The sequence below is a fragment of the Pseudomonas sp. P5_B3 genome (assembly GCF_056400405.1).
This window is the reverse complement of sequence record NZ_JBFULI010000001.1, coordinates 186,207-209,520: the sequence shown is the minus strand read 5'-3', so window position 1 is coordinate 209,520 and position 23,314 is coordinate 186,207. Positions and strand designations below refer to the sequence as shown.

Annotated in this window: 22 protein-coding genes and 1 pseudogene; 6 read left to right on the top strand and 17 right to left on the bottom strand. The window is 60.4% G+C overall.

Annotated features, from left to right (window positions below; all coding sequences use genetic code 11):
- Positions 1 to 49: 49 nt before the first annotated feature.
- From AC1DRN_RS01015 to exbB, 6 genes are all read right to left on the bottom strand, one after another.
- Positions 50 to 1,450, bottom strand: coding sequence for an aminoacyl-tRNA deacylase and HDOD domain-containing protein (locus AC1DRN_RS01015; RefSeq protein WP_223460474.1), 1,401 nt, complete (start codon positions 1,448 to 1,450; stop codon positions 50 to 52).
- Between the two features lie 78 nt (positions 1,451 to 1,528).
- Complete coding sequence (recG, locus tag AC1DRN_RS01010) at positions 1,529 to 3,604, bottom strand: ATP-dependent DNA helicase RecG (protein ID WP_223460471.1); 2,076 nt, start codon at positions 3,602 to 3,604, stop codon at positions 1,529 to 1,531.
- 9 nt (positions 3,605 to 3,613) lie between these two features.
- Complete coding sequence (locus tag AC1DRN_RS01005; protein WP_008000272.1) at positions 3,614 to 4,543, bottom strand: hydrogen peroxide-inducible genes activator; 930 nt, start codon at positions 4,541 to 4,543, stop codon at positions 3,614 to 3,616.
- A 286-nt stretch (positions 4,544 to 4,829) separates the two neighbouring features.
- Positions 4,830 to 5,579 carry an energy transducer TonB family protein gene (locus AC1DRN_RS01000; RefSeq protein ID WP_015097375.1) on the bottom strand — a complete coding sequence of 250 codons (750 nt, stop codon included), beginning with the start codon at positions 5,577 to 5,579 and terminating at the stop codon, positions 4,830 to 4,832.
- Positions 5,576 to 6,004: a TonB system transport protein ExbD gene (gene exbD, locus AC1DRN_RS00995; RefSeq protein WP_108217242.1), complete on the bottom strand. Its 429-nt coding sequence runs from the start codon at positions 6,002 to 6,004 to the stop codon at positions 5,576 to 5,578. Before exbD ends, AC1DRN_RS01000 begins: the two co-directional genes overlap by 4 nt.
- Positions 6,005 to 6,010: 6 nt before the next feature.
- Positions 6,011 to 6,955, bottom strand: a complete 945-nt coding sequence (gene exbB, locus AC1DRN_RS00990; protein ID WP_223460469.1) for a tonB-system energizer ExbB — start codon at positions 6,953 to 6,955, stop codon at positions 6,011 to 6,013.
- Between the two features lie 188 nt (positions 6,956 to 7,143).
- Between exbB and AC1DRN_RS00985 the strand changes: the two genes are divergently transcribed.
- Positions 7,144 to 8,001, top strand: coding sequence for an SDR family oxidoreductase (locus AC1DRN_RS00985; RefSeq protein WP_223460467.1), 858 nt, complete (start codon positions 7,144 to 7,146; stop codon positions 7,999 to 8,001).
- Positions 8,002 to 8,140: 139 nt separating this feature from the next.
- On the opposite strand, the gene AC1DRN_RS00980 is transcribed toward AC1DRN_RS00985, so the two are convergent.
- From AC1DRN_RS00980 to AC1DRN_RS00955, 6 genes are all read right to left on the bottom strand, one after another.
- Entirely contained in the window at positions 8,141 to 8,881 is a 741-nt protein-coding gene (locus AC1DRN_RS00980; protein WP_223460465.1) for a hypothetical protein, read from the bottom strand.
- A gap of 67 nt (positions 8,882 to 8,948) precedes the next feature.
- Complete coding sequence (locus AC1DRN_RS00975) at positions 8,949 to 9,329, bottom strand: RidA family protein (protein WP_003229509.1); 381 nt, start codon at positions 9,327 to 9,329, stop codon at positions 8,949 to 8,951.
- 28 nt (positions 9,330 to 9,357) lie between these two features.
- Positions 9,358 to 11,463 (bottom strand): bifunctional GTP diphosphokinase/guanosine-3',5'-bis pyrophosphate 3'-pyrophosphohydrolase, encoded by a 2,106-nt coding sequence (spoT, locus tag AC1DRN_RS00970; RefSeq protein WP_223460463.1) that lies wholly within the window; start codon positions 11,461 to 11,463, stop codon positions 9,358 to 9,360.
- A 57-nt stretch (positions 11,464 to 11,520) separates the two neighbouring features.
- Entirely contained in the window at positions 11,521 to 11,784 is a 264-nt protein-coding gene (gene rpoZ / locus AC1DRN_RS00965) for a DNA-directed RNA polymerase subunit omega (protein WP_007921129.1), read from the bottom strand.
- Between the two features lie 166 nt (positions 11,785 to 11,950).
- Positions 11,951 to 12,571, bottom strand: coding sequence for a guanylate kinase (gene gmk / locus AC1DRN_RS00960; protein ID WP_223460460.1), 621 nt, complete (start codon positions 12,569 to 12,571; stop codon positions 11,951 to 11,953).
- Between the two features lie 12 nt (positions 12,572 to 12,583).
- Positions 12,584 to 13,447, bottom strand: a complete 864-nt coding sequence (locus AC1DRN_RS00955) for a YicC/YloC family endoribonuclease (RefSeq protein WP_115948392.1) — start codon at positions 13,445 to 13,447, stop codon at positions 12,584 to 12,586.
- Positions 13,448 to 13,715: 268 nt separating this feature from the next.
- Between AC1DRN_RS00955 and rph the strand changes: the two genes are divergently transcribed.
- The 3 genes from rph (at position 13,716) to gltS (ending at position 16,424) form a co-directional block, all read left to right on the top strand.
- Positions 13,716 to 14,438: a ribonuclease PH gene (gene rph, locus AC1DRN_RS00950; protein WP_223460458.1), complete on the top strand. Its 723-nt coding sequence runs from the start codon at positions 13,716 to 13,718 to the stop codon at positions 14,436 to 14,438.
- Positions 14,439 to 14,466: 28 nt separating this feature from the next.
- Entirely contained in the window at positions 14,467 to 14,835 is a 369-nt protein-coding gene (locus tag AC1DRN_RS00945; protein WP_007996522.1) for a DUF4870 domain-containing protein, read from the top strand.
- Positions 14,836 to 15,218: 383 nt separating this feature from the next.
- Entirely contained in the window at positions 15,219 to 16,424 is a 1,206-nt protein-coding gene (gltS, locus tag AC1DRN_RS00940) for a sodium/glutamate symporter (protein ID WP_223460456.1), read from the top strand.
- A 106-nt stretch (positions 16,425 to 16,530) separates the two neighbouring features.
- Here the strand turns inward: gltS and AC1DRN_RS00935 are convergent, their stop codons facing one another.
- The gene (locus tag AC1DRN_RS00935; protein ID WP_003176915.1) at positions 16,531 to 17,310 is read right to left on the bottom strand and encodes an exodeoxyribonuclease III; all 780 of its coding nucleotides are present in this window, start codon (positions 17,308 to 17,310) and stop codon (positions 16,531 to 16,533) included.
- A gap of 81 nt (positions 17,311 to 17,391) precedes the next feature.
- Here AC1DRN_RS00935 and pyrE point away from each other — a divergent pair, with 81 nt between their 5' ends.
- Positions 17,392 to 18,036, top strand: coding sequence for an orotate phosphoribosyltransferase (gene pyrE, locus AC1DRN_RS00930; RefSeq protein ID WP_008047079.1), 645 nt, complete (start codon positions 17,392 to 17,394; stop codon positions 18,034 to 18,036).
- 177 nt (positions 18,037 to 18,213) lie between these two features.
- Here pyrE and argB read toward each other — a convergent pair whose 3' ends face one another.
- From argB to coaBC, 4 genes and pseudogenes are all read right to left on the bottom strand, one after another.
- A complete protein-coding gene (argB, locus tag AC1DRN_RS00925; protein ID WP_008047078.1) occupies positions 18,214 to 19,119 on the bottom strand; it encodes an acetylglutamate kinase in 906 nt (301 codons plus the stop codon).
- Between the two features lie 17 nt (positions 19,120 to 19,136).
- Positions 19,137 to 20,513 (bottom strand): annotated as a pseudogene (locus tag AC1DRN_RS00920) (phosphomannomutase/phosphoglucomutase); the annotation flags it as partial.
- 266 nt (positions 20,514 to 20,779) lie between these two features.
- Positions 20,780 to 21,235, bottom strand: coding sequence for a dUTP diphosphatase (dut, locus tag AC1DRN_RS00915; protein WP_007975171.1), 456 nt, complete (start codon positions 21,233 to 21,235; stop codon positions 20,780 to 20,782).
- Between the two features lie 5 nt (positions 21,236 to 21,240).
- The gene (coaBC, locus tag AC1DRN_RS00910; protein WP_477786603.1) at positions 21,241 to 22,449 is read right to left on the bottom strand and encodes a bifunctional phosphopantothenoylcysteine decarboxylase/phosphopantothenate--cysteine ligase CoaBC; all 1,209 of its coding nucleotides are present in this window, start codon (positions 22,447 to 22,449) and stop codon (positions 21,241 to 21,243) included.
- Positions 22,450 to 22,584: 135 nt separating this feature from the next.
- Between coaBC and radC the strand changes: the two genes are divergently transcribed.
- Positions 22,585 to 23,259, top strand: coding sequence for a RadC family protein (gene radC, locus AC1DRN_RS00905; protein WP_477786602.1), 675 nt, complete (start codon positions 22,585 to 22,587; stop codon positions 23,257 to 23,259).
- Positions 23,260 to 23,314: the final 55 nt, after the last annotated feature.

The window sequence follows — 23,314 nt, the reverse complement described above, 5'->3', positions numbered from 1 at the left end:
CACAGGGTTCASCTGAAYCCTGTGGGAGCGAGCCTGCTCGCGATGCTTTTCAGCCTTGAGTGAACTGCGAAGCCAGTTCACGCAGCAGCAGTTCAGCCTCAAGCACTTTACTGACGACATCGTCGGCTTTGTCGCGACTGATGCCCAGGCGTTCGAGCAGGGCGTCGGGGATGCCTTCGTCGGGGCCGGAGCCGATGCCACGGCTGCGCAGCAGGCGCACCGACAGGCACACCAGGTTCGGGTATTCGGCGTAGGCGCCATCGTAGGCCGGGTCGTGCTGGAAGCGCAGGGCGGTGGCCAGTTCTTCAGGCATGTCCCAGAAACGCATCAGCCATGAGCCGATCTGTTCACGACTGATGCCCAGCAGGTGTTGTTCCACGAAGCTGTGGCACAGGTGCGGGTTGACCTCCAAGTGGCGGCAGATCAGTGAAAAGTGCGGCGGGAACACGTGGGCCAGCAGCAGGTAGCCGAAGTTGTGCAGCAGGCCGGCCAGGTAGGTCAGGCCGGCTTCCGGACGCTGTGCACGAGGCATGGCGCGGGTCAGGCCTTCGATGACGGCGGCGGTGTAGATCGATTGCTGCCAGTACGGCGTGGAATGTTGCGGGTGATCCTTGGGCAGGCTCAGGGTTTTACCCAGGGCCAGGCCCAATGCCAGGTTGATCACCAGGTCGAAGCCCAACACGCGCACGATGGCATCTTCCACCGAGCGGATCTTGCCCGGCGAGGCGTAATACGGCGATGCCGCCCAGCTCACGACTTGTGCAGCCAGCGCCGGGTCGGTTTCGACCACGCCGGTGATGTCGTCGATGGTGGCATTGGGGTCGACGCGCAGCTTGATGATTTTTTGCGCGGTTTCGGCCAGTGGCGGAATTTCGATGGTCGCTTCCAGACGCTGCTGGATGCGCCGCGCGGTGAACGCCTGGACGGCCTGGGTGATTTCCTCGCGGTCGTCATCGGGGCGGTCGAGGTTGGGACGAATGCTGGACAGGTTTTCGCCGAAGTTGGCGGCGCTGGCCTTGGTCAGCATGGTCTTGAAGTCTTCGCTGGAGATTTCCAGCAGCACGCCCGGCTCACCGGAATTGACCAGCAGCTTTGGTTCGCGCAGCAGGCTTTCTTCGTACAGGCACGGAGAACTGGTGAGCGCCGGCAGGCCAGGCAACAGGCTCAGGTTGTGTTTGCCGAGCATTTTTTCCAGGCGTTCGACGGGTACGGCAGTGAGGCGGCGACCGGTGAGTTCGGTCAGGCGATTGAGGTCGAGCAACTGGCTCTGCGGGAACAACACCATCAACGCACCGACGCTGTCATCCAGCAGAACGGCCTGCACTTTGCGCGCGGCATTGAGGCCGTGATGGTCCAGCACTTCTTCGTAGGCAATGGCCAACTTGCCCAGCATCAGCCGAATAACCGACGGAGCGTGCGGGGTGGCGGGTGCGAGGGCAACTTCGGTCATGGACTGTATCCGTTTCAAAACAATTGCAGGAGTATAACCAGCTTGCTCAAACCCATGGCCCGGAAACTGCGACGGTGCTTACACTTGGCCGTATTGCTGCCCGTGACGCAGCCAGCGGTCGAGTAGCGGGCTGACGTGGGTCGGCCAGCGTTCGAGCAATGCCTGGGCTGCATCCCGTACGGCGGGCAACAAATCGGCATCGCGCATCAGGTCTGCGACCTTGAATTGGAGCAGGCCGGTTTGCCGGGTGCCGAGCATTTCGCCGGGGCCGCGCAGTTCCAGATCCTTTTCGGCGATGACGAAACCATCGTTGGTTTCGCGCATGATACCCAGGCGCTGGCGGCCGATCTGCGACAGCGGCGGATGGTAGAGCAGCACGCAATGGCTGACGGCACTGCCCCGGCCGACGCGGCCACGCAACTGGTGCAGTTGCGCCAGGCCCAGGCGTTCGGGGTTCTCGATGATCATCAGGCTGGCGTTGGGTACGTCCACGCCCACTTCGATCACCGTGGTCGCGACCAGCAGTTGCAGGTTGCCGGCCTTGAACTCGGCCATCACCGCGGCTTTTTCTGCAGGCTTCATGCGGCCGTGGATCAGCCCGACCTTCAACTCGCCGAGGGCGGCGGTGAGGTCCTCATAGGTGGTTTCGGCGGCCTGGCAGGTCAACTCTTCCGACTCTTCGATCAGTGTGCAAACCCAATAGGCCTGACGCCCTTCGGCGCAGGCGCTACGCACCCTCTCGATGACTTCGACCCGCCGGGTGTCGGTGATCAGCACGGTGTTGACCGGGGTTCGGCCGGGGGGCAGTTCGTCGAGGATCGAGGTGTCGAGGTCGGCGTAGGCGCTCATGGCCAGCGTGCGCGGAATCGGCGTGGCGGTCATGATCAACTGGTGCGGGCACATGCGCCCGCCGACGCCCTTCTGCCGCAAGGCCAGACGCTGCTGCACGCCGAAACGATGTTGTTCGTCGATGATCACCAGCGCCAGGTTCTTGAATTGCACTTCGTCCTGGAACAGCGCGTGGGTGCCAACCACCATCGGTGTGCCGCTGGCGATTTGCTCCAGCGCGGCTACGCGGTTCTTGCCCTTGAGCTTACCGGCGAGCCACGCGACTTCGATGCCCAGCGGTTCGAGCCAGCGCTTGAAGGTGATGAAGTGCTGCTCGGCGAGAATCTCGGTGGGCGCCATCAGCGCGACCTGATAGCCGGCCTCCAATGCTTGCAGCGCTGCAAGGGCGGCTACCACGGTTTTACCGGCGCCAACGTCGCCCTGGATCAGCCGTAGCATCGGCTCGTGCTGGCTGAGGTCGTAAGCGATTTCGTTGCCGACCCGTTGCTGGGCACCGGTCGGGTTGAAGCCGAGGTTGGCCAGGTATTTGGCCGGCAGTTGCGTGGCTTTGGGCATCGCGGGCGCACGCAGGGAGCGCATGCTTTCGCGCAGACGCTGTTGTGACAATTGATGGGTCAGCAGTTCTTCGAAGGCCAGGCGGTGCTGTGCCCAGTGGTGACCGAGGGCCAGTTCATCGACGTCGGCATCGGCGGGCGGGTTGTGCAGGTAGCGGATCGCATCGGCCAGCGGCGCTAACTGGTAGTCGCGGGCCAGTTCGTTCGGCAGCCAGTCGGGCAGGCTGCTGGGGCCGAGCAGGGTGAGGGTCTGCATGCACAACTGGCGCAAGCGCTGTTGGGTCAGGCCTTCGGTGAGCGGGTAAACCGGGGTCAGGGTTTCATCCACCGGAGGTGGTTCGTCGCCGGTGATGGCGCGGTATTCCGGGTGGTAGATCTCCAGCCCCGAAGCACCGGGCCGCGCCTCGCCGTAGCAGCGAATCCGCGTGCCGCGTTTGAGGCCTTCTTTCTGCGCGTTGCTGAAATGGTAGAAACGCAGGCTTAAGCCACCGGTGCCGTCCTGTAGTCGAACCACCAGGCTGCGCCGACGGCCCATGACCACGTCGGCGCCGCTGACGGTACCTTCGATGACCGCGTCCTGTCCGGGTCGCAAAGCGCCAATCGGAACCACGCGGGTGCGGTCCTGATAGCGCAGCGGCAGGTGAAACAGCACGTCCTGGAGGTTTTCCAGGCCGACTTTGGCCAGTTTCTCGGCCATGGCTTCACCGACACCCTTGAGTGCCGTCACCGACACTTGCGACAACTCGCTCATGACCGTTGCTTAGCCCGCAGCGACTTGCGTCGCTGGCTTGGCCACCGAGCACAGGCGAATGGAGTCGGCGAGGATTTCAATCGCCTTCGGACGCGGGAAGCTGGCGCGCCAGGCAATGGCCACGGTGCGGAACGGTACGGGTGCCGAGAGCGGGCGCACTTCGATCACGCCGGGGGCGTAGTGATGGCTGTCGACTGCCGATAACGGCAGGATCGAAATACCCAGGCCGGACGCGACCATGTGGCGAATGGTTTCCAGGGAGCTGGATTCCACCGTGGTGTGCTTGGCGCCGTCGTTGCCTTTGGTCAGGGTCGGGCAGGCTTCCAGTACCTGATCGCGGAAGCAGTGGCCTTCGCCGAGCAGCAGCAGGCTCTTGTCGTTGAGCAGGCTGGCGTCGATGGATTCTTTTTGCGTCCACGGGTGCTGCGCTGGCATGAGCACGTAGAACGGCTCGTCGTAGAGTTGCAGGGTCAGCACGTCGGCTTCATTGAACGGCAGGGCGATGATGATCGCGTCGAGTTCGCCGTTGCGCAGTTTGTCGCGCAGCACGTGGGTGAAATTTTCCTCGATGTACAACGGCATCTGCGGGGCGACCCGGTGCAGTTGTGGAATCAGGTGCGGAAACAGGTAAGGCCCGACGGTGTAGATCGCGCCGACTTTGAGCGGGGCGGTCAGTTGATTCTTGCCGGCTTGGGCCAGTTCGCGGATGCCCTGGGCTTGTTCCAGCACTTTTTGCGCCTGGGCAACGATGCCTTCGCCGACTGGGGTCAGGCGCACGGCGCTTTTGCTGCGCTCGAAAATCAGCACACCGAGTTCGTCTTCAAGCTTTTTCACGCCCACCGAAAGGGTCGGCTGGCTGACGTGGCAACGCTCGGCCGCGTGGCCGAAGTGCTGCTCTTGGGCGAGGGTAACGATGTAGCGTAATTCTGTAAGAGTCATAGCAAGCGTCCATGAAGTTGCGGGCCAAGCATACCGGCTGCAATCGATAGACGCACGTTATCAGACTGAGTGTGTCGAGTGACACCGGACAATGCCGGATTGCCGCTGGCAGATAAGCGAAAGGCACCTTTCGGTGCCTTTTGGGCTTGGAACGCGACCTTCCTGCTGGCAGAAACCTCTGTGGGAGCGAGCTTGCTCGCGATGACGGTTTAACATTCAACGTAGATGTCGAATGTTATGCCCTCATCGCGAGCAAGCTCGCTCCCACATGGGCTGGCGGTGTTTTTTAGCGCCGGCGTTTTTCCAGCGAGTAAACAAAGGGTGCAACAATTTCGATGGAGCCATTGGTCAGCATGTCGGCCGGTGGCTTGGGCAGCGGTTGGGCGCGGCGGATCATTTCCAGGGTGGCCCGGTCCAGATCGGCAGTGCCCGAGGCGCCTACCAGCTCAAATGACAGTACATTGCCTTCGGCATCCACAACGAAACGCAAGCGGTTCATGCCTTCCTTGCCCCGCGCCTGTGCGCTCGCAGGGTACTTTTTGTACTTCTGCAGGTGCGCCAGCAGCGTGCCTTGCCAACTGGCCTTGGCCGCCAGTTGAGCCGGCGAAGGGCCGGGCGCAGGTTGCGCGGATTTCTCCGTTGGCGCCTGAGTCTGTTGCGTTTCGGCCGGTTTCTCTTCGGCCGGCTTTTCCTTCGGCGGTTCGGGTTTCTTCTCTACCGGCTTGGGCGGCTGCGGCTTCGGCTTGGGTTTGACCGGCTTGGGCACGGCAATTTCAGCTTTCGGCGCTTCGGCGAGCTTGGGTATCGGCAGTTCTTCAACCGGAGCCGGTGGCTGCGGCGGGGTGACTACCTTCGGCGGAGCAGGCGGTGGCGGGGCAGGAACCGGTGCCAACTCGACCATCATTGCCTGAGGGGGCAATTCGATGGGCGGACGGGCGGACCAGTTCAGCGCCAGCGCGATGGCCAGCGCGTGAACACCCAGCACCACGGCCAGGCTACCGCTGTAACGCGTCAGCTTATGGCGCGTCGTGATCATTTTTTGGCTGCCGACTCGAGACCGACCAGACCCACCTTCAGGTAACCGGCAGAGCGCAGGTTGTCCATCACGCTCATCAGGTCGCCGTAATCCACGCCTTTGTCGGCCTGGAAGAAGATTGTCGTGTCTTTCTTGCCCTGGGTTTTGGCATCGAGCGTGGCGCCGAGTGCTTCGGCCTTCACTTCGTCTTCGCCGAGGAACAGGCGCTGGTCAGCCTTGACGCTGAGGAACACCGGTTTCTCTGGCCGCGGCGCCGGTTTGGCGGTCGAGGCGGGCAGGTCGACCTTGATGTCCACGGTGGCCAGAGGGGCCGCCACCATGAAGATGATCAACAGCACCAGCATCACGTCGATGAACGGCGTGACGTTGATTTCGTGGTTTTCGGACAGATCGTCGTCTGCCCCTTCTTTCAAATGCAGGCCCATGGCCGATTACCCCACTTTCACCATGTGCGGTTGCGAGCTGCGCTCAGGCTGGTGGTCGAGGTCGCGGCTGACCAGCAGCAGGACCTGTGCCGAAGCGTCGGACACCTGGGCCTTGTAGCCGGCAATGGAGCGGGCGAAGACGTTGTAGATCACGACTGCCGGGATCGCTGCAACCAGGCCCAGCGCGGTAGCCAGCAGGGCTTCGGCGATGCCTGGAGCGACGACGGCGAGGTTGGTGGTCTGGGTTTTGGCAATGCCGATGAAGCTGTTCATGATGCCCCACACGGTGCCGAACAGACCGACGAACGGCGCAGTCGAGCCGATGGTCGCCAGTACGCCGGTACCGGTGCTCATGTTGCGACCGCAGGCCGCGACCAGGCGCTCAAGACGGAAGCTGACGCGTTCCTTGATGCCTTCTTTCTCACGGCTGTTGACCGACAGGCGCATCTCTTCGAGGGCGTCATGTACCAACAGGTTGGCCAGGGTGCCTTCCTTCGCCGCAGTGACGCTGGCTTCCTTGAGGGAGGCAGATTTTTTCAGTTGGGCGATTTCACCACGCAGTCGACGCTTGGCGCCCATCAGCTCAAGACCCTTGGCGATCCAGATGGTCCAGGTGATGATCGAGGCGATGGCCAGGCCGATCATCACGATTTTCACGATGATGTCGGCATTCTTGTACATGCCCCACGGCGACAGGTCATGGGCCATGCCCAGGGTGTTGTCGGCTTCGAGGACTTCAGGAACGTCTTCACCCAAGGTTTCTGCCGGTGCTGCCTGGGCAGGATCGGTCGCGGCCGGTGCAGGTGCTGTAGCGGCGGCCGGAGTAGCGGGTACCTGGGCATCGGCGAAAGCGGCGACTGGTGCGAGCATCAGGCTGAGGAGCAGGGCGGCCACCGCGCTCCAGGCGCGAGGTCGATTGGTTGGCGAAGCGGAGAATTGATTGCGTGTCATGCTGGCCGGACCTGAGAGAAAAAACGGGTGATGTTCTTCCAGGCCTCGAAGGCCGAGAACAAAAGTGGGGAGGCATTATTGCAATTAATTCTTGTTAACAAAAGTAATAGCGTCTCTTTTTTTCCTGCATTGCTAGCCGCCTGTCTATTGCCGGCGCTAGTCTGTGGCTTTCCGATGGGAGTTTTCTGATGTCTGCGCCTACTGTTTTGATCGCCGGCTGCGGTGACGTCGGCAGCCGCCTGGCCACACAATTGCTGGCGGCGGGGTGGGAGGTCCATGGCCTGCGACGCGACGTTTCACGTCTGCCCAAGGGCGTCATCGGTGTTGCCGGTGACCTGTTCGACAAAGACTGCCCGGCTACCTGGCCAATCGGCGCGGTGGATTATCTGGTGTATTGCGCGGCGGCCACCGATCACGACGAAGCCGGCTACCGCGCTGCGTATATCCAGGGTCTGGAGCATGTGCTGGAGTGGCTGAACGACTACGGGCAGATGCCCAATCGCCTGTTGTTCGTTTCCAGCAGCAGTGTTTACGGTCAGCAGAATGGCGAATGGATCGACGAGACTTCACCGACCGTGGCGGCGGGCTATTCCGGGCGTGTGATGCTCGAAGCCGAGCAGCTTGCCCTCAAAAGCGGAATTCCGGCGAGTATCGTGCGCCTGACCGGCATTTATGGTCCGGGCCGTGAGTGGCTGCTGACTCAGGTTCGTCGGGGGTATCGCGTGGTAACCGATCCGCCGTTGTATGCCAATCGGATTCATGCCGACGATGCCGCTGGGTTGATGGCGTGCCTGCTTGAGGCGGATCGGCGTGGCGTGGCGCTGGATGATGTCTACATCGGCGTCGATGACGCACCGGCCGCGCTGGCGGATGTGGTGGGCTGGTTGCGTGAGTATCTGGGTGTGACCGAATGGGCCGATGACGACAGCGTGCGTCGCACTGGCAGTAAGCGCTGCAGCAATTCGCGGGCGAAGGCCTTGGGCTGGAAGCCGAAGTACCCGAGTTTTCGCGAGGGGTATGCGGCGATTCTTGAGGGGCGCTGCTGACTTTCAGGCACTCTGAAACAACTGTGGGAGCGAGCTTGCTCGCGATGAGGCCATAACATCCAACATCATCGTTGACTGTTATGCCGCCATCGCGAGCGAGCTCGCTCCCACAGTGTTTTGTGGTTTTCTCAACGGACGCTTACTGCTTTTCGAGCAACCACTTGCGCTCACCCGGGGTGAACGAGGGCATCTCGTCCGCCTGCGCGGTGTTCACGGTCTGGAAAATCTCCAGTTCCTTGCCCTTGCGCGCAAAGATCCAGGCGTTGCCCTGGCCATTTTGTTGCAGCCACATATTGTCGTTGCCGCCGCTCATGGATGCGCAATCGCCGGCCAGGCACAACGCATAGCGGTCGCTGCCTGGCAGGCCGGTCACCTGGCCATCGGCCTGGAATTGCACGTTGCTGCCTTCGCCGGGACCGCTGACGATTGTCCAGCCGCCGCCCATGTAGGCTGAATACAGTGCACGCTCGAAGCTGGCGCCGATCGGAGCGCCCTCCGGCACCGGGATCTGGGCGCGGTCGAAGACCTGTTCGGGCTCGTTGTCGCTGGCGGACTGGCTCAGTTGCTTGCCGTCACGCTTCAGCTCGCTGGCCGAACTGCCATAAAAGTCGACTTTCCAGGCACCGGACTCTTCACCCAGCAGTTTGCCTTCGACGTTTTCAAAGCCGTTGGTGTAGCGGGCCTGACTGGCCTTGGTGTTGATGTCCCATTCCAGATTCGGGCCATAGGCCTGGAGCGCTTCACGCAGGGGGACACCTTTGGCTGCAGCATCGATCGCCACCTGGTTGATCCAGGTGCCGCTGACATCACGATCGGCAGGGTTGCTGGCACATCCGCCCAGGAACAGGGCGAGCAGCGAGAGAGCGAGCGCGTTGCGCATGGTGGAATCCTTTCAAGCTTTCTTTACAGCAGAGCAGTCGGCGCAGATTGGGGCTGCGCCGCTCGCATTACTCGATGACCAGGATGGCATCCATTTCAACCTGCGAACCCTTTGGCAGGGCTGCTACACCGATGGCGGCGCGGGCAGGGTAAGGCTGGTCGAAGTACTTGCCCATGATCTCGTTGACCTTGGCGAAGTGGCTCAGGTCGGTGAGGAAGATGTTCAGCTTGACGATGTCCTTGAACGAACCGCCAGCGGCTTCAGCCACGGCCTTGAGGTTCTCGAACACCTGGACGGTCTGGGCTTCGAAGCCTTCAACCAGTTCCATGGTTTTTGGGTCCAGGGGAATCTGACCCGACATGTAAACGGTGTTGCCAGCCTTGATCGCCTGGGAGTAAGTACCGATGGCGGCCGGGGCCTTGTCGCTGGTGATAACAGTCTTGGTCATGTATGACTCCTTGTAATGTGTTGGCGAGCTATGCACGCATGCGGGTGATGCGAATCACCCCGGACAAGGCGCGCAGTTTCTTGATCACGCGGGCCAGGTGCACGCGGTCGTGCACGCTGACCACCAACTGGACCACGCTGATGCGACCATCGCGTTCGTCCATGCTGATTTTCTCGATATTGCCGTCGGCCGCGTTGACGCTGCTGGCCAGCAGGGCGATCAGGCCGCGCTGGTGCTCCAGCTCGACGCGCAGCTCGACGTTGAATTCGCCGGTGACATCCTTGGCCCACGAGAGCTGGATGCATTTTTCCGGGTTGTGGCGGATTTCGCTGATGTTGCGGCAATTATCCAGGTGCACGACCATGCCTTTGCCGGCGGACAGGTGGCCGACAATCGGGTCGCCCGGGATCGGCGTGCAGCACTTGGCGTAGCTGAGCACCAGGCCTTCGGTGCCGCGAATCGCCAGCGGGCCTTCCGGACTTGGCAAATGTTCGCCTTCGCCCAGCAGTCGGCGGGCCACCACATAGGCCATGCGATTGCCCAGACCGATGTCTTCGAGCAAATCTTCGATCAGTTCGAGACGGTACTCGGTAAGCATGGCCTTGACGCGTTCAGCCGGGATTTTCTCCAGCGCGCTGTCGAAACCGTTGAGGACCTTGTTCAGCAGGCGTTCGCCGAGGCTGATGGATTCGGAGCGGCGTTGCAGTTTCAGTGCGTGGCGGATGTGCGTGCGCGCCTTGCCGGTGACCACGAAGTTAAGCCAGGCCGGGTTCGGGCGGGCGCCGGGGGCGCTGACAATCTCGACCGTGGAGCCGCTTTGCAGCGGTTCGGACAGCGGCGCGAGACGACGATTGATTCGGCAGGCAATACAGCTGTTGCCCACGTCGGTGTGCACTGCGTAAGCGAAGTCGACCGCGGTGGAGCCCTTGGGCAGCTCCATGATCCGGCCTTTGGGGGTGAACACGTAGACCTCGTCCGGGAACAGGTCGATCTTCACGCTTTCGATGAACTCCAGCGAGTTGCCGGCGCGTTGCTGCATTTCCAGCACGCCTTTGACCCACTGGCGGGCGCGGGCATGGGTGCCTTTGGGCTGCTCGTCGCCACTGGATTTGTACAGCCAATGGGCGGCGATGCCGTTGTTGGCCATCTCTTCCATTTCGCGGGTGCGGATCTGGATCTCGATCGGTACGCCGTGCATGCCGAACAGCGTGGTGTGCAGCGACTGATAGCCGTTGGCCTTGGGGATCGCGATGTAATCCTTGAAGCGTCCCGGCAGTGGCTTGTACAAATTATGTACAGCGCCCAGCACGCGGTAGCAGGTATCGACCTTGTCGACGATGATCCGGAACGCGTAGACGTCCATGATCTCGTTGAAGGCCCGACGCTTGCCGCGCATTTTCTTGTAGATGCCGTAGAGGTGTTTCTGCCGGCCGCTGACCTCGCCCTGGATGCCATCGATAGCCAGGCAGTGGCTCAAGGACTCTTCGATCTTGTTGACGATTTCCTTGCGGTTGCCCCGGGCGCGTTTGACCGCCTGGTAGATCCGCGCGGAACGCATCGGGTGCATGGCCTTGAAACCGAGGTCTTCGAATTCTATGCGGATGGCGTGCATGCCCAGCCGGTTGGCGATGGGCGCATAAATTTCCAGGGTTTCCTTGGCGATGCGTCGGCGTTTTTCGCCGGACAACACTTCCAGGGTGCGCATGTTGTGCAGACGGTCGGCTAGCTTGACCAGGATCACGCGAATGTCGCGGGCCATGGCCATGGCCATTTTCTGGAAGTTTTCAGCCTGGGCTTCCGCCTTGGTCTCGAAATTCATCTGGGTCAGTTTGCTGACCCCGTCGACCAGTTCGGCCACGGTTTCGCCGAACTGCGCTTGCAGCGCTTCCTTGGCAATGCCGGTGTCTTCGATCACGTCATGCAGCATTGCAGCCATCAGGCTCTGATGGTCCATGTGCATGTCGGCAAGAATATTCGCAACCGCGAGTGGGTGCGTGACGTACGCCTCGCCGCTACGGCGGCGTTGGCCGTCGTGGGCTTGTTCGGCGTAGAAATACGCTCGGCGGACCAGGTTTACCTGGTCCTTGCCGAGGTAGGTCGATAAGCGATCGGCGAGGGCGTCTATGCTCGGCATGATATCTCCTGCCGTAAGCTTTTATCCCGCGCCGTGCTACGTCGACCAGGCATAGGCTTAGACGGCCTCGTTGGACTCGTCCTCGAATGCAGCAAAAAGCGGTTCATCTTCAACGATTTCGGCTTCGGCGATAGCTGCGTAGTCGATCAGGCCTTCAGCGATTTCGCGCAGGGCGACGACGGTAGGCTTGTCGTTTTCCCATGCTACTTTCGGCTCTTTGCCGCCGGTGGCCAGTTGACGGGCACGCTTGGTAGAGAGCATGACCAGCTCAAAGCGGTTATCCACGTGTTCTAGGCAGTCTTCAACGGTTACGCGGGCCATGGTCTTCCTCGTAGCAAATGCAATATGCGCGCTGCCCGGATGGGCGAGCGGACTCAACAGTTTAAAAAATCACCAGCGATTAGGGAAGCGCTGATTTTTTGACCAAGCCCTTCAACGCGCTGCAAGTACCAATGTAAAGCCCTTGCAGCTGTTTTGGGAAGAGCTGTCAGGCAAGCAATTCAGCAAGTAATTTGCCGTGGCGCTGCTGCTGGCGTTTCTGAATCAGCTGATTGGCGCGGAAAATCGCCTTCAGATCGTGCAGTGCGTGGGCGAAATCGTCGTTGATGATCAAGTAGTCGTAGTCGACATAGTGGCTCATTTCGCTGACGGCTTCGCGCATCCGRCCGTCAATGATCTCGTCACTGTCCTGGCCGCGATTGGTCAGGCGCTGGTGCAGGGCCTGTAATGACGGCGGCAAAATGAAGATCGAGCGGGCCTGAGGCATCAGCTTGCGCACTTGCTCGGCACCTTGCCAGTCGATTTCCAGAATCAGGTCGTGGCCTTCGTCCAGGGTCTGCTGCAGGTGGCTTTGCGAAGTTCCGTAGAGATTGCCGAACACTTCGGCGCGCTCGAGGAAATCTCCGTGCTCGATCATTTTCACGAACTCGCTACGGTCGACGAAGTGATAGTTCACGCCATTCACTTCACCGGGGCGCATGGCGCGGGTGGTGTGGGAGACCGAGACGCGGATCTCCGGATCGGCGTCGGTCAGGGCCTTGACCAGACTGCTCTTGCCCGCGCCAGAAGGGGCGGAAATGATGTACAGGGTGCCAGTGCTGTGTGTCATGTCGGGGTAGCCTTACTCAATATTCTGCACTTGTTCGCGCATCTGCTCGATCAACACCTTGAGGTTGACCGCAGCCTGGGTGCTGCGCGGGTCGAAGGCTTTGGAGCCCAGTGTGTTGGCTTCGCGATTGAGTTCCTGCATCAGGAAGTCCAGGCGCCGACCGGCAGCGCCGCCGGATTTGAGCACCCGGCGAACTTCGATGATGTGGGTGCTCAGGCGATCCAGTTCTTCGGCGACGTCGCTTTTTTGCGCGAGCATGACCATTTCCTGTTCCAGGCGCTGCGGGTCCATCTCGGCCTTCATGTCGGCGAAGCGGTCGAGGACTTTCTGGCGCTGGGTGGCGAGCATTTGCGGGACCAGTTCGCGCAAAGTCACCACGTCGTCTTCGATGGAGGTCAGACGCTCGTTGATCAGCCGCGCCAACTCCGCGCCTTCGCGCTCGCGGCCGGCCTTGAGTTCCTTGAGGCCCTGATTGAACAGAGCCAGCGCTTCGGCGTTCAAGGCTTGCGGATCGATGGCGTCGCCTACCAGTACGCCGGGCCAGGCCAGGACTTCCAGCGGGTTCAGCGCAGCCGGGTTCTTGATCAGGCTGGCGATGGTCTCGGCGGCGGCGACCAGTTGCGCGGCACGTTCCTGATCAATTTGCAGCGCCTTGCCGGTGTTTTCTTCGGTGAAGCGCAGGGTGCATTCGAGCTTGCCCCGCGATATACCCTGGCGCAGGGCTTCACGAACAGCGCCCTCGAGGTCGCGAAAGGACTCCGGCAGGCGCAGGTGGGGTTCCAGGTAGCGGCTGTTGACCGACCGCAGCTCCCAGCTCAGGGTGCCCTGGACGCCGGCGTTTTCGACGCGGGCGAAGGCGGTCATGCTGTGCACCATGGCGGTACCTCGCAATGCAGATCGGCACCGAACCGAGGTTCCGGGAATCCGATATCAATGAATTAAAGCCGACTGACGGCAAAGGCGCAGGATTGTAGCGCAGTGGCGCGGATGCGCCCAAACACACGGTGTGACAAAGAGCGGCAGGCCTTCGCCGACGTGCGGTGCAGAGCCCTCGGTCGTCGGCGGAATTTTTTAGACGTGCCCAGTGGCGGCCGGCGGCTCTATAATGCTCCGCAGTTTTCCGTCCCCAGTACAGGTACTCCCTATGATACGTCCAAGTGGTCGCGCTGCCGATCAGCTCCGCTCGATCCGCATCACCCGCAACTACACCAAACACGCCGAGGGTTCTGTGCTGGTCGAGTTCGGTGATACCAAGGTCATCTGCACCGTCAGCGTTGAGCCGGGCGTACCGCGTTTCCTGAAAGGCCAGGGCCAGGGTTGGTTGACTGCCGAGTACGGCATGCTGCCGCGTGCTACCGGCGAGCGTAACCAGCGTGAAGCCAGCCGTGGCAAGCAAGGTGGTCGCACCCTGGAAATCCAGCGTCTGATCGGTCGCTCCCTGCGCGCTGCGCTGGACATGTCCAAGCTGGGCGACGTCACCCTGTACGTCGACTGCGATGTGATCCAGGCCGATGGCGGTACCCGCACGGCTTCGATTACCGGTGCCATGGTTGCGCTGATCGATGCCTTGAAAGTCATCAAGAAGCGTGGCGGCCTGAAGGGTGGTGACCCGGTCAAACAGATGATCGCTGCTGTCTCCGTGGGCATGTACAAGGGTGAGCCGGTGCTTGACCTCGACTACCTGGAAGACTCGGCCGCCGAGACGGACCTGAACGTGGTGATGACCAGCGCTGGTGGTTTCATCGAAGTCCAGGGCACTGCCGAAGGCGCGCCGTTCCAGCCTGAAGAGTTGAACGCCATGCTCGAGCTGGCGAAGAAAGGCATGAACGAGATCTTCGAACTGCAAAAGGCCGCATTGGCCGACTGACCGGACTGCTCCAGGCAAGGAGGACGCCATGAGTGATGAGCAACTGCCACTGCCCACGCCGAGCCAAGAGGTGCGTCAGTGGGCCATGTTTTGCCACTTGTCCGCCTTGCTGGGGATCTGGATTCCGTTTGGCACGATCATCGGCCCGCTGATTCTCTGGCAGATGAAGCGCGAGATGGACCCGTTCATCGATGCTCAGGGCAAGGAAGCGCTGAACTTTCAGATCTCCGTCGCCATTGCCTCGGCCATTTGCTTCTTGCTGATGGTGGTGATTATCGGGTTCTTCCTGTTTGGCCTGATCGCCATCGGTGCGCTGGTGCTGACGATCATCGCCGGGGTGAAGGCCAATGAAGGGCAGCCTTATCGGTATCCGTTCACCTGGCGGTTGATCAAGTAAGCCAGGACGCTGATGCTGTTTTAAGCGCAGTTCAATACAAATGCCCCGACATGTTGGGGCATTTGTATTTTTGCAATCAGATTAATCTCTAATGTTGCGTACTTGGTCGCTCGCTGTTCAAGCGAAGTTCATTCGTGCAAATAAAACTTCTTACACGTTTAGTCACAAACTGCAAAGCTCAGTGCAGCTTGTATGCTTGGCAATGAGGCTTGGCGATTGATAAAGTTGCCGCAAGTAATATTTATAATGAAATATTTCGATATATTCGGACCATTGACGGCCTCTGAATCCAATACTAGTCAGTGTTGAGATGGATCAACCTGTTCAAGAGGCGTGCCCAGGTAAAAAGTTCGCCCCTGAATGTTACGGCAAGAATATCCCAAATGCTTCAGCTCGATTTTTATGGAACACTTGTTGCCGCCTCTTTAGTACTTTTGCTGGGGCGCGCTCTTGTCTCACGTATTGGCTTTTTACGTATTTATAATATCCCGGAGCCTGTAGCAGGCGGCCTGGTGGTTGCTTTGGGCCTTCTGGCTTTGAGAACCCTCGATTTTGAAATCCGATTTGATACCTCGCTGCAAACTCCCTTGATGTTGGCGTTTTTTGCCACCATCGGCTTGAGTGCAGACTTCGCCAGCCTGAAGAAGGGCGGGCGCGTCGTGGGGATCTTTCTGCTGGCGGTTGTCGGACTTCTGGTGATCCAGAATGCGATGGGCATCGGACTCGCAACGGCGTTGGGGCTCGATCCCTTGATGGGCTTGCTGACGGGTTCGATTACCTTGGCAGGCGGCCACGGTACAGGTGCTGCGTGGGGGGCGACGTTCAGCGAGAAGTTCGGTCTGGCGTCTGCCTCTGAACTGGCCATGGCCTCTGCGACGTTTGGCCTGGTGCTGGGCGGTTTGATTGGTGGGCCGGTTGCCCGCCTGCTCATCAGCCGTGTCCAGACACCCGGCCTCGAGCAGGAAAAGCCACGGTTGCCCAAGGGTTTTGAGCAGCCGAACAAAGAGCGCTCGATCACGTCATTTTCACTTGTCGAGACACTGGCTCTGATCGCGGTCAGCCTGCTGACGGGCTCACTCCTGAATGGGTGGCTTCAAGGAACCGCATTTGAGTTGCCGACATTCGTTTGCGTGTTGTTCGTGGGCGTGGTTTTACGAAACGGGCTTTCGGCGCTTGGCGTGTATCAGGTGTTTGAGCGTGAAGTCTCAGTGCTGGGGAACGTCAGCTTGTCGCTGTTTCTGGCGATCGCTCTGATGTCGCTCAAGCTGTGGGATCTGGCTGCACTGGCTTTGCCGATCTTCATCATCCTGGCTGCACAAACGCTGGTCATGGCACTGTTCGCGATTTTTGTGACGTTCAGGATGATGGGCAGTAACTACGATGCGGCTGTACTGGCGTCAGGGCACTGCGGTTTTGGACTGGGTGCCACGCCAACAGCCATCGCTAACATGCAAGCGGTGACACAGCGCTACGGACCTTCGCAGATAGCCTTCCTGGTGGTGCCAATGGTGGGTGCTTTCTTCATCGACATCATTAATGCGATCGTGATCAAGTTGTACCTTGCACTGCCGTTTATCGCCGCGGCTTGAAGTTCAGGTCGCTGGGAGCCCCTGGATAGAGCGCATAAAAAATGCCCGTATCTTGCGATACGGGCATTTTTTCGACTGTCTATCAGACTGCTCAGTGAAAAATCACTTAGATCGTCAGCGTCCAGTCGTAGTCCACGATCAGCGGTGCGTGTTGCGAGAACCGCGGCTGGCGTGGCAAGCGTGCGCTACGCACGAAGCGGCGCAGGCCTGGGGTCAGCAGTTGATAGTCGAAGCGCCAACCGAGGTTAAGCATCTCCGCCTGTTCGTTGTCTGGCCACCAGCTGTACTGGTCGCCTTCACGGCTGACTTCACGCAGGGCATCGACATAACCCATGTTGCCGACAATCTCGTCCATCCAGGCACGTTCAGGTGCCAGGAAGCCCGGAGATTGCTGGCTGTCGCGCCAGTTCTTGATATCCAGCTTCTGTTGCGCCACATACAGCGAGCCACAGTAAATGTACTCGCGACGTTTGCGCCGCTGTTTATCCAGATAACGGGCGAAGTCGTCCATTAGCTTGAACTTCTGATTCAAGTCTTCATCGCCGTTCTGCCCCGAAGGGAGCAGCAAGGTCGCGATGCTGACCTTGTCGAAATCGGCTTGCAGGTAGCGCCCGTAGCGGTCGGCCGTCTCGAAACCGAGACCGCTGATGACAGCCTTCGGTTGCAACCGCGAATACAAAGCCACGCCGCCTTGGGCGGGGACTTCGGCATCGCAGGCATAAAGGAAGTAGCCATCCAGTTGGAAGGCTGGGTCATCCAGTTCAAAGGCGGAGGCACGGGTGTCCTGCAGGCAGATGACGTCGGCATTCTGTGCTTGCAGCCAACTGAGCAAACCACGCTCGACTGCAGCCTGAATACCATTGACGTTCACACTGATGATCCGCATAAATGGCCCCAAAAATCGCGTGCGTGTATGATACACGGCGTCAAGCTAATTAGCTAAATCCGTGGTATTTGGGGTTTTTTCATGCAAGCGTATCAGCGCGATTTCATCCGTTTTGCCATCGATCGCGGCGTTTTGCGCTTCGGTGAGTTCACCCTGAAGTCCGGGCGCACCAGTCCTTACTTCTTCAATGCGGGCCTGTTCAACTCGGGTTCGGCCCTGGCGCAACTGGGTCGTTTCTACGCCGCTGCCATTGCCGAGAGCGGCATTGCGTTCGACGTGCTGTTTGGACCGGCTTACAAAGGCATCCCGTTGGCGGCGACCACCGCCGTGGCACTGGCCGAACATCACAACCGTGACCTGCCATGGTGCTTCAACCGCAAGGAAGCCAAGGCCCATGGCGAAGGCGGCAGCCTGGTCGGCGCACCGTTGACCGGCGATGTGCTGATCATCGACGACGTAATCACCGCTGGCACCGCGATCCGTGAAGTGATGCAAATCATCGCTTCCCAGGACGGCGCCAAGGCCGCCGGCGTGCTGATCGCCCTGAACCGTCAGGAACGTGGCAACGGCGAATTGTCGGCGATCCAGGAGGTCGAGCGTGACTTCGGCATCCCGGTGATCAGCATCGTTTCGCTGAATCAGGTGCTGGAATTCCTGGCGGATGACCCGCAGCTCAAGCAGCATCTGCCGGCCGTGGAAGCCTACCGCGCCCAGTTCGGCGTCTGATGGCTTTGTGACATACCTGTGGGAGCGAGCTTGCTCGCGATAGCTATTTATCAGCCAGCATAACCGTCGACTGACACTCCGTCATCGCGAGCAAGCTCGCTCCCACAGGGAAGGCGACACAAATAAAAAGACCCCGCTCAGCCAGGCCGAGCGGGGTCTTCTTGTTTGCGCTATCGCTTAAGGACGCTTGCGATTGCTGATCAGGGTGCCCACGCCGGTATCGGTGAAGATTTCCAGCAGGATCGCGTTCGGCACGCGACCGTCGATGATCAGCGAGCTGCCCACGCCGCCCTGGACCGCTTCCAGTGCGCAGCGGATCTTCGGCAGCATGCCACCGTAGATGGTGCCGTCGGCGATCAGGTCGTCGACTTGCTGGGTTGTCAGGCCGGTCAGGACCGTGCCCGACTTGTCCATCAGGCCGGCGATGTTGGTCAGCAGCATCAGCTTCTCGGCTTTCAAAGCTTCGGCGACTTTACCGGCCACCAGGTCAGCGTTGATGTTGTACGACTCGCCGTTGGCGCCGACACCGATGGGTGCGATCACCGGAATGAAATCGCCCTTGACCAACAGGTTCAGCAGGTCGGTATTGATGCCGACTACTTCGCCCACGTGGCCAATGTCGATGATTTCCGGGGTGGTCATTTCCGGCGTCTGACGGGTAACAGTGAGCTTCTTCGCGCGAATCAGCTCGGCGTCTTTACCGGTCAGGCCGATGGCGCTGCCGCCGTGACGGTTGATCAGGTTGACGATGTCTTTGTTGACCTGGCCGCCGAGGACCATTTCCACCACGTCCATGGTCGCCGCGTCGGTGACGCGCATACCGTCGACGAAATGGCTCTCGATCGACAGGCGCTTGAGCAGGTCACCGATTTGCGGGCCGCCACCGTGAACCACCACCGGGTTGATGCCCACGGCCTTCATCAGCACGATGTCGCGGGCGAAGCCGGTTTTCAGCTCCTCGCTTTCCATCGCGTTGCCGCCGTATTTGATCACCAGGGTCTTGCCGACATAACGGCGGATGTAAGGCAACGCTTCGGACAGGACCTTGGCGGTGTTGGCGGCGGCTTCGCGTTCGAGGGTCATTCAGGGCTCCGGGTGAATCAGAACGGTAGTTGGAGATCAGGTGCAACGCGCTTGAGCTGGATGTGGAACACATCCTTGATGCGTTGCAGTTCAGCCTCGTCATCGGCCTCGAAACGCAGCACCAGCACCGGTGTGGTGTTGGATGCGCGTACCAGGCCCCAGCCTTTGGCATAGTCGACTCGCACGCCGTCAATGGTGGTCAGGTCGGCGCCTGCGCCCCACTGCGCATCGTGCAATGCATCAATGATGCTGAATTTGCTCTCTTCGGTCACATGGATATTGATTTCCGGCGTAGAAATATCGTTCGGGAAGGTCGCGAACAGCTCTTCGGCCGAGGATTTTTCCTTGCTGAGGATCTCCAGCAAGCGCGCGGCGCTGTAAATGCCGTCGTCGAAACCGAACCAGCGCTCCTTGAAGAAGATGTGCCCGCTCATTTCGCCAGCCAGCAGGGCGCCGGATTGTTTCATTTTCTTTTTGATCAACGAGTGACCGGTCTTCCACATTAACGACCGGCCACCGTATTCCTTGATCAGCGGAATCAGGCGGCGAGTGCATTTGACGTCGAAGATGATCTCGGCGCCCGGGTTGCGCGCCACGACGTCGCGGGCGAACAGCATCAGCAGGCGGTCCGGGTAGACGATGCTGCCGGTGTTGGTCACCACGCCGACGCGGTCGCCATCGCCGTCGAAGGCCAGGCCAATGTCAGCGTTGGTTTCCTTGACCTTGGCGATCAGGTCCACGAGGTTTTCAGGCTTGCCCGGGTCCGGGTGGTGGTTCGGGAAGTTGCCATCCACCTCGCAGAACAGCGGGATGACTTCACAGTTCAGCGCTTCGATCAGTTGCGGGGCGATCACGCCGGCGGCGCCGTTGCCGCAGTCCACGACCACTTTCAGGCGACGGGCCAGCTTGATGTCCTGGACGATTTCGGTGGTGTAGCGGTCGAGGATCTCGACCTGGGTGATGCTGCCCTGGCCGCTGCTCAGGTTGTTGGTCTTGAGGCGGTCATGCAGGGCCTGGATCTGTTCGTTGGCCAGGGTGTCGCCGGCAATGACGATCTTGAAGCCGTTGTAGTTCGACGGGTTGTGGCTGCCGGTAAGCATCACGCCGGATTTGCCGGCGAGCACGTTGGCGGCGTAGTAGAGCGCCGGAGTCGGGACCAGGCCGACATCACTGACGTGGCAGCCGCTGTCGGCGATGCCTTTGATCAGTTGCGCGACCAGCTCCGGGCCGGACAAGCGGCCATCGCGCCCGACGGACACGTTTGGCTCGCCCTGGGCCAGGCTTTGGGAGCCGACGGCGCGGCCGATCCAGTAAGCGGTTTCAGCGTTCAGGAATTCCGGGACGGTGCCGCGGATGTCATAGGCGCGAAAGATGCTGTCAGGGAACTTGGGTGCGACTTTGGCCGGGGTGTTCATCTGTGGAAATGCTCCATCTCGAAAGTGGCTGGACAGGCCGCCGATTCATTCGGCAGCAGGTTCAAACTGAAGGGTATGACGGCGTTTTCCACAGAGAGTTCGTGGTATGAAAGGGCCATGATGCCCCTGACGGTAGGGGTTTGACCGGGCAATGCCTTGATTTTCGGAGCTAAACCTTGCAGATGACAATTTGAATTTTGTGGCGAGGGAGTCCGTTCCACCGCCACAAGAAGAGCGTGACCGGATCAACGGGTACCGGTATGACCGAAACCGCCAGTGCCGCGCTCGGTTTCAACAAACTCTTCAACCATTTCGAAGTGAGCCTGCACTACCGGTACCAGCACCAATTGCGCCAGGCGCTCGCCAACCGGCATGGTGAATTCGGTCTGGCCACGGTTCCAGCAGGAGACCATCAATGGGCCTTGGTAGTCGGAGTCGATCAGCCCCACCAGGTTGCCCAGCACGATGCCGTGCTTATGGCCCATCCCCGAGCGCGGAAGAATCAGCGCTGCCAGGTTCGGGTCGCCGATATAGACCGACAGACCAGTGGGGATCAGCACGGTTTCACCCGGCTTGATCACGGTGTCCTGTTCCAGCATGGCGCGCAGGTCGAGGCCGGCGGAGCCCGGTGTGGCGTATTGCGGCAGCGGGAATTCGGTACCGATGCGGGGGTCGAGGATCTTGGCTTGCAAAGCGTGCATGTAAATTAAACCTGGTTCAGACGTTCGGCGATAAAAGTGATCAGCTGGCGAGCAATCTTGCTCTTGCTGGTCTGGGCGAAAAGTGTGGCGTGTAGCTCACGGTCGATCACGCTGCAGGCGTTTTCTTCGCTGTTGAAGCCAATGCTCGGGTTGGCGACGTCGTTGGCGACGATCAAATCGAGGTTCTTGTCTTTCAGCTTGCGCGCAGCGTAATCGAGCAGGTGTTCGGTCTCGGCGGCGAAACCGACACTGAACKGGCGGTCGGGGCGGGTGGCGATGGTGGCCAGGATGTCCGGGTTACGCACCATCTGTAGCAATAAGCCGTCGCCGTTTGTAGGATCTTTCTTGAGTTTCTGTGGGGCAACGACTTCCGGGCGGTAGTCCGCGACTGCTGCCGAGGCGATGAACAGGTCGCAAGGGATCGCCGCTTCACAAGCGGCCAACATGTCGCGGGCGCTGACCACATCGATGCGGGTGACGCGATCCGGGGTCGGCAGATGCACCGGGCCGGTGATCAGGGTTACGCGGGCACCGGCTTCCACGGCGGCTTCGGCCAGGGCAAAGCCCATTTTCCCGGAGCTGTGGTTGGTGATGTAGCGCACCGGGTCGATGTTTTCCTGGGTCGGACCGGCCGTGATCAACACGTGTTTACCGGTCAGTGCCTGACGCTGGAAGCAGTCGGCAGCGCATTGGGCGAGTTCAAGGGCTTCGAGCATGCGCCCCAGGCCCACGTCGCCGCAGGCCTGGCTGCCGGAAGCCGGGCCGAAGACCTTGATGTCGCGGCTTTCGAGGGTTTGCAGGTTGGCCTGGGTCGCCGGATCGCGCCACATCGCCTGGTTCATTGCCGGTGCAACGGCGACCACCGCGTCGGTGGCCAGCACCAGCGTGGTCAGCAGGTCGTCGGCAATGCCTTGGGCCAGACGGGCGATCAAGTCCGCCGTGGCGGGGGCGATCAGTACCAGGTCGGCCCATTTGGCCAGTTCGATGTGGCCCATGGCCGCTTCGGCCGCCGGGTCCAGCAGGTCCAGGTGGACCGGGTGCCCGGACAGGGCCTGCATGGTCAGCGGGGTGATGAACTCTGCGCCGCCACGGGTCATGACCACGCGCACTTCCGCGCCCTGATCGATCAGGCGGCGAACCAGGTCGGCGCTCTTGTAGGCAGCGATGCCGCCGCCGACGCCCAGAACAATGCGTTTCCGATACAGCCGCTGCATAGGCCTGCCTTTCAATTCGTTGGTGACATACGTGGCGAACCCCCCTCCCCAGGGTGAATTCGCCCGCAAAAAAGATGGGCTACGATATCACAGCGACCGCTATGGAACAGCGGTGCCCACAGACAGGGAGGTGCTATGAGTATTCGCGATTGGCCGGCGGCGGAACGGCCGCGGGAGAGGTTGCTTGAACAGGGCGCGGGAAGCCTTTCGGATGCCGAACTGCTGGCGATCTTTTTACGCACGGGCGTGGTGGGTAAAAGTGCAGTAGATCTGGCGCGACACCTGTTGAATCAGTTTGGCAGCCTGCGTTTGCTGCTTGAGGCCGATCAGGAAACGTTCAGCAAGCAGTTGGGACTTGGGCCGGCGAAATTTGCACAGTTGCAGGCTGCGCAAGAAATGAGCAGGCGTCATCTGGCCGAGCGTGCGCGCCAAAAATCGGCACTGGAGAATCCTCACGCGGTTCGCGAGTACCTGAAATCGATGCTGCGCCATGAGCCACACGAGGTATTTGGTTGCCTGTTTCTCGATTCCAAGCATCAGGTGCTGACGTTTGAGACGCTGTTTCGCGGCTCCATCGACAACACCAGTGTTCATCCGCGAGAGGTGGTCAAGCGCGCCTTGRCCAACAACGCAGCGGCATTGATCCTCTGCCACAATCATCCTTCGGGCAACACCGACCCCAGTCAGTCCGACCGGGTGCTGACCAAGCGCCTGCAAAAGGCGCTGGAGTTGATTGACGTGCGGGTGCTTGACCATTTCATCATCGGCGACGGCGATCCGTTGTCCATGGCGGAGTATGGGTGGATGTAGGCAGGATGATGCGAGCCCCTGTAGGAGCGAGCCTGCTCGCGATGGCGTCGTGTCA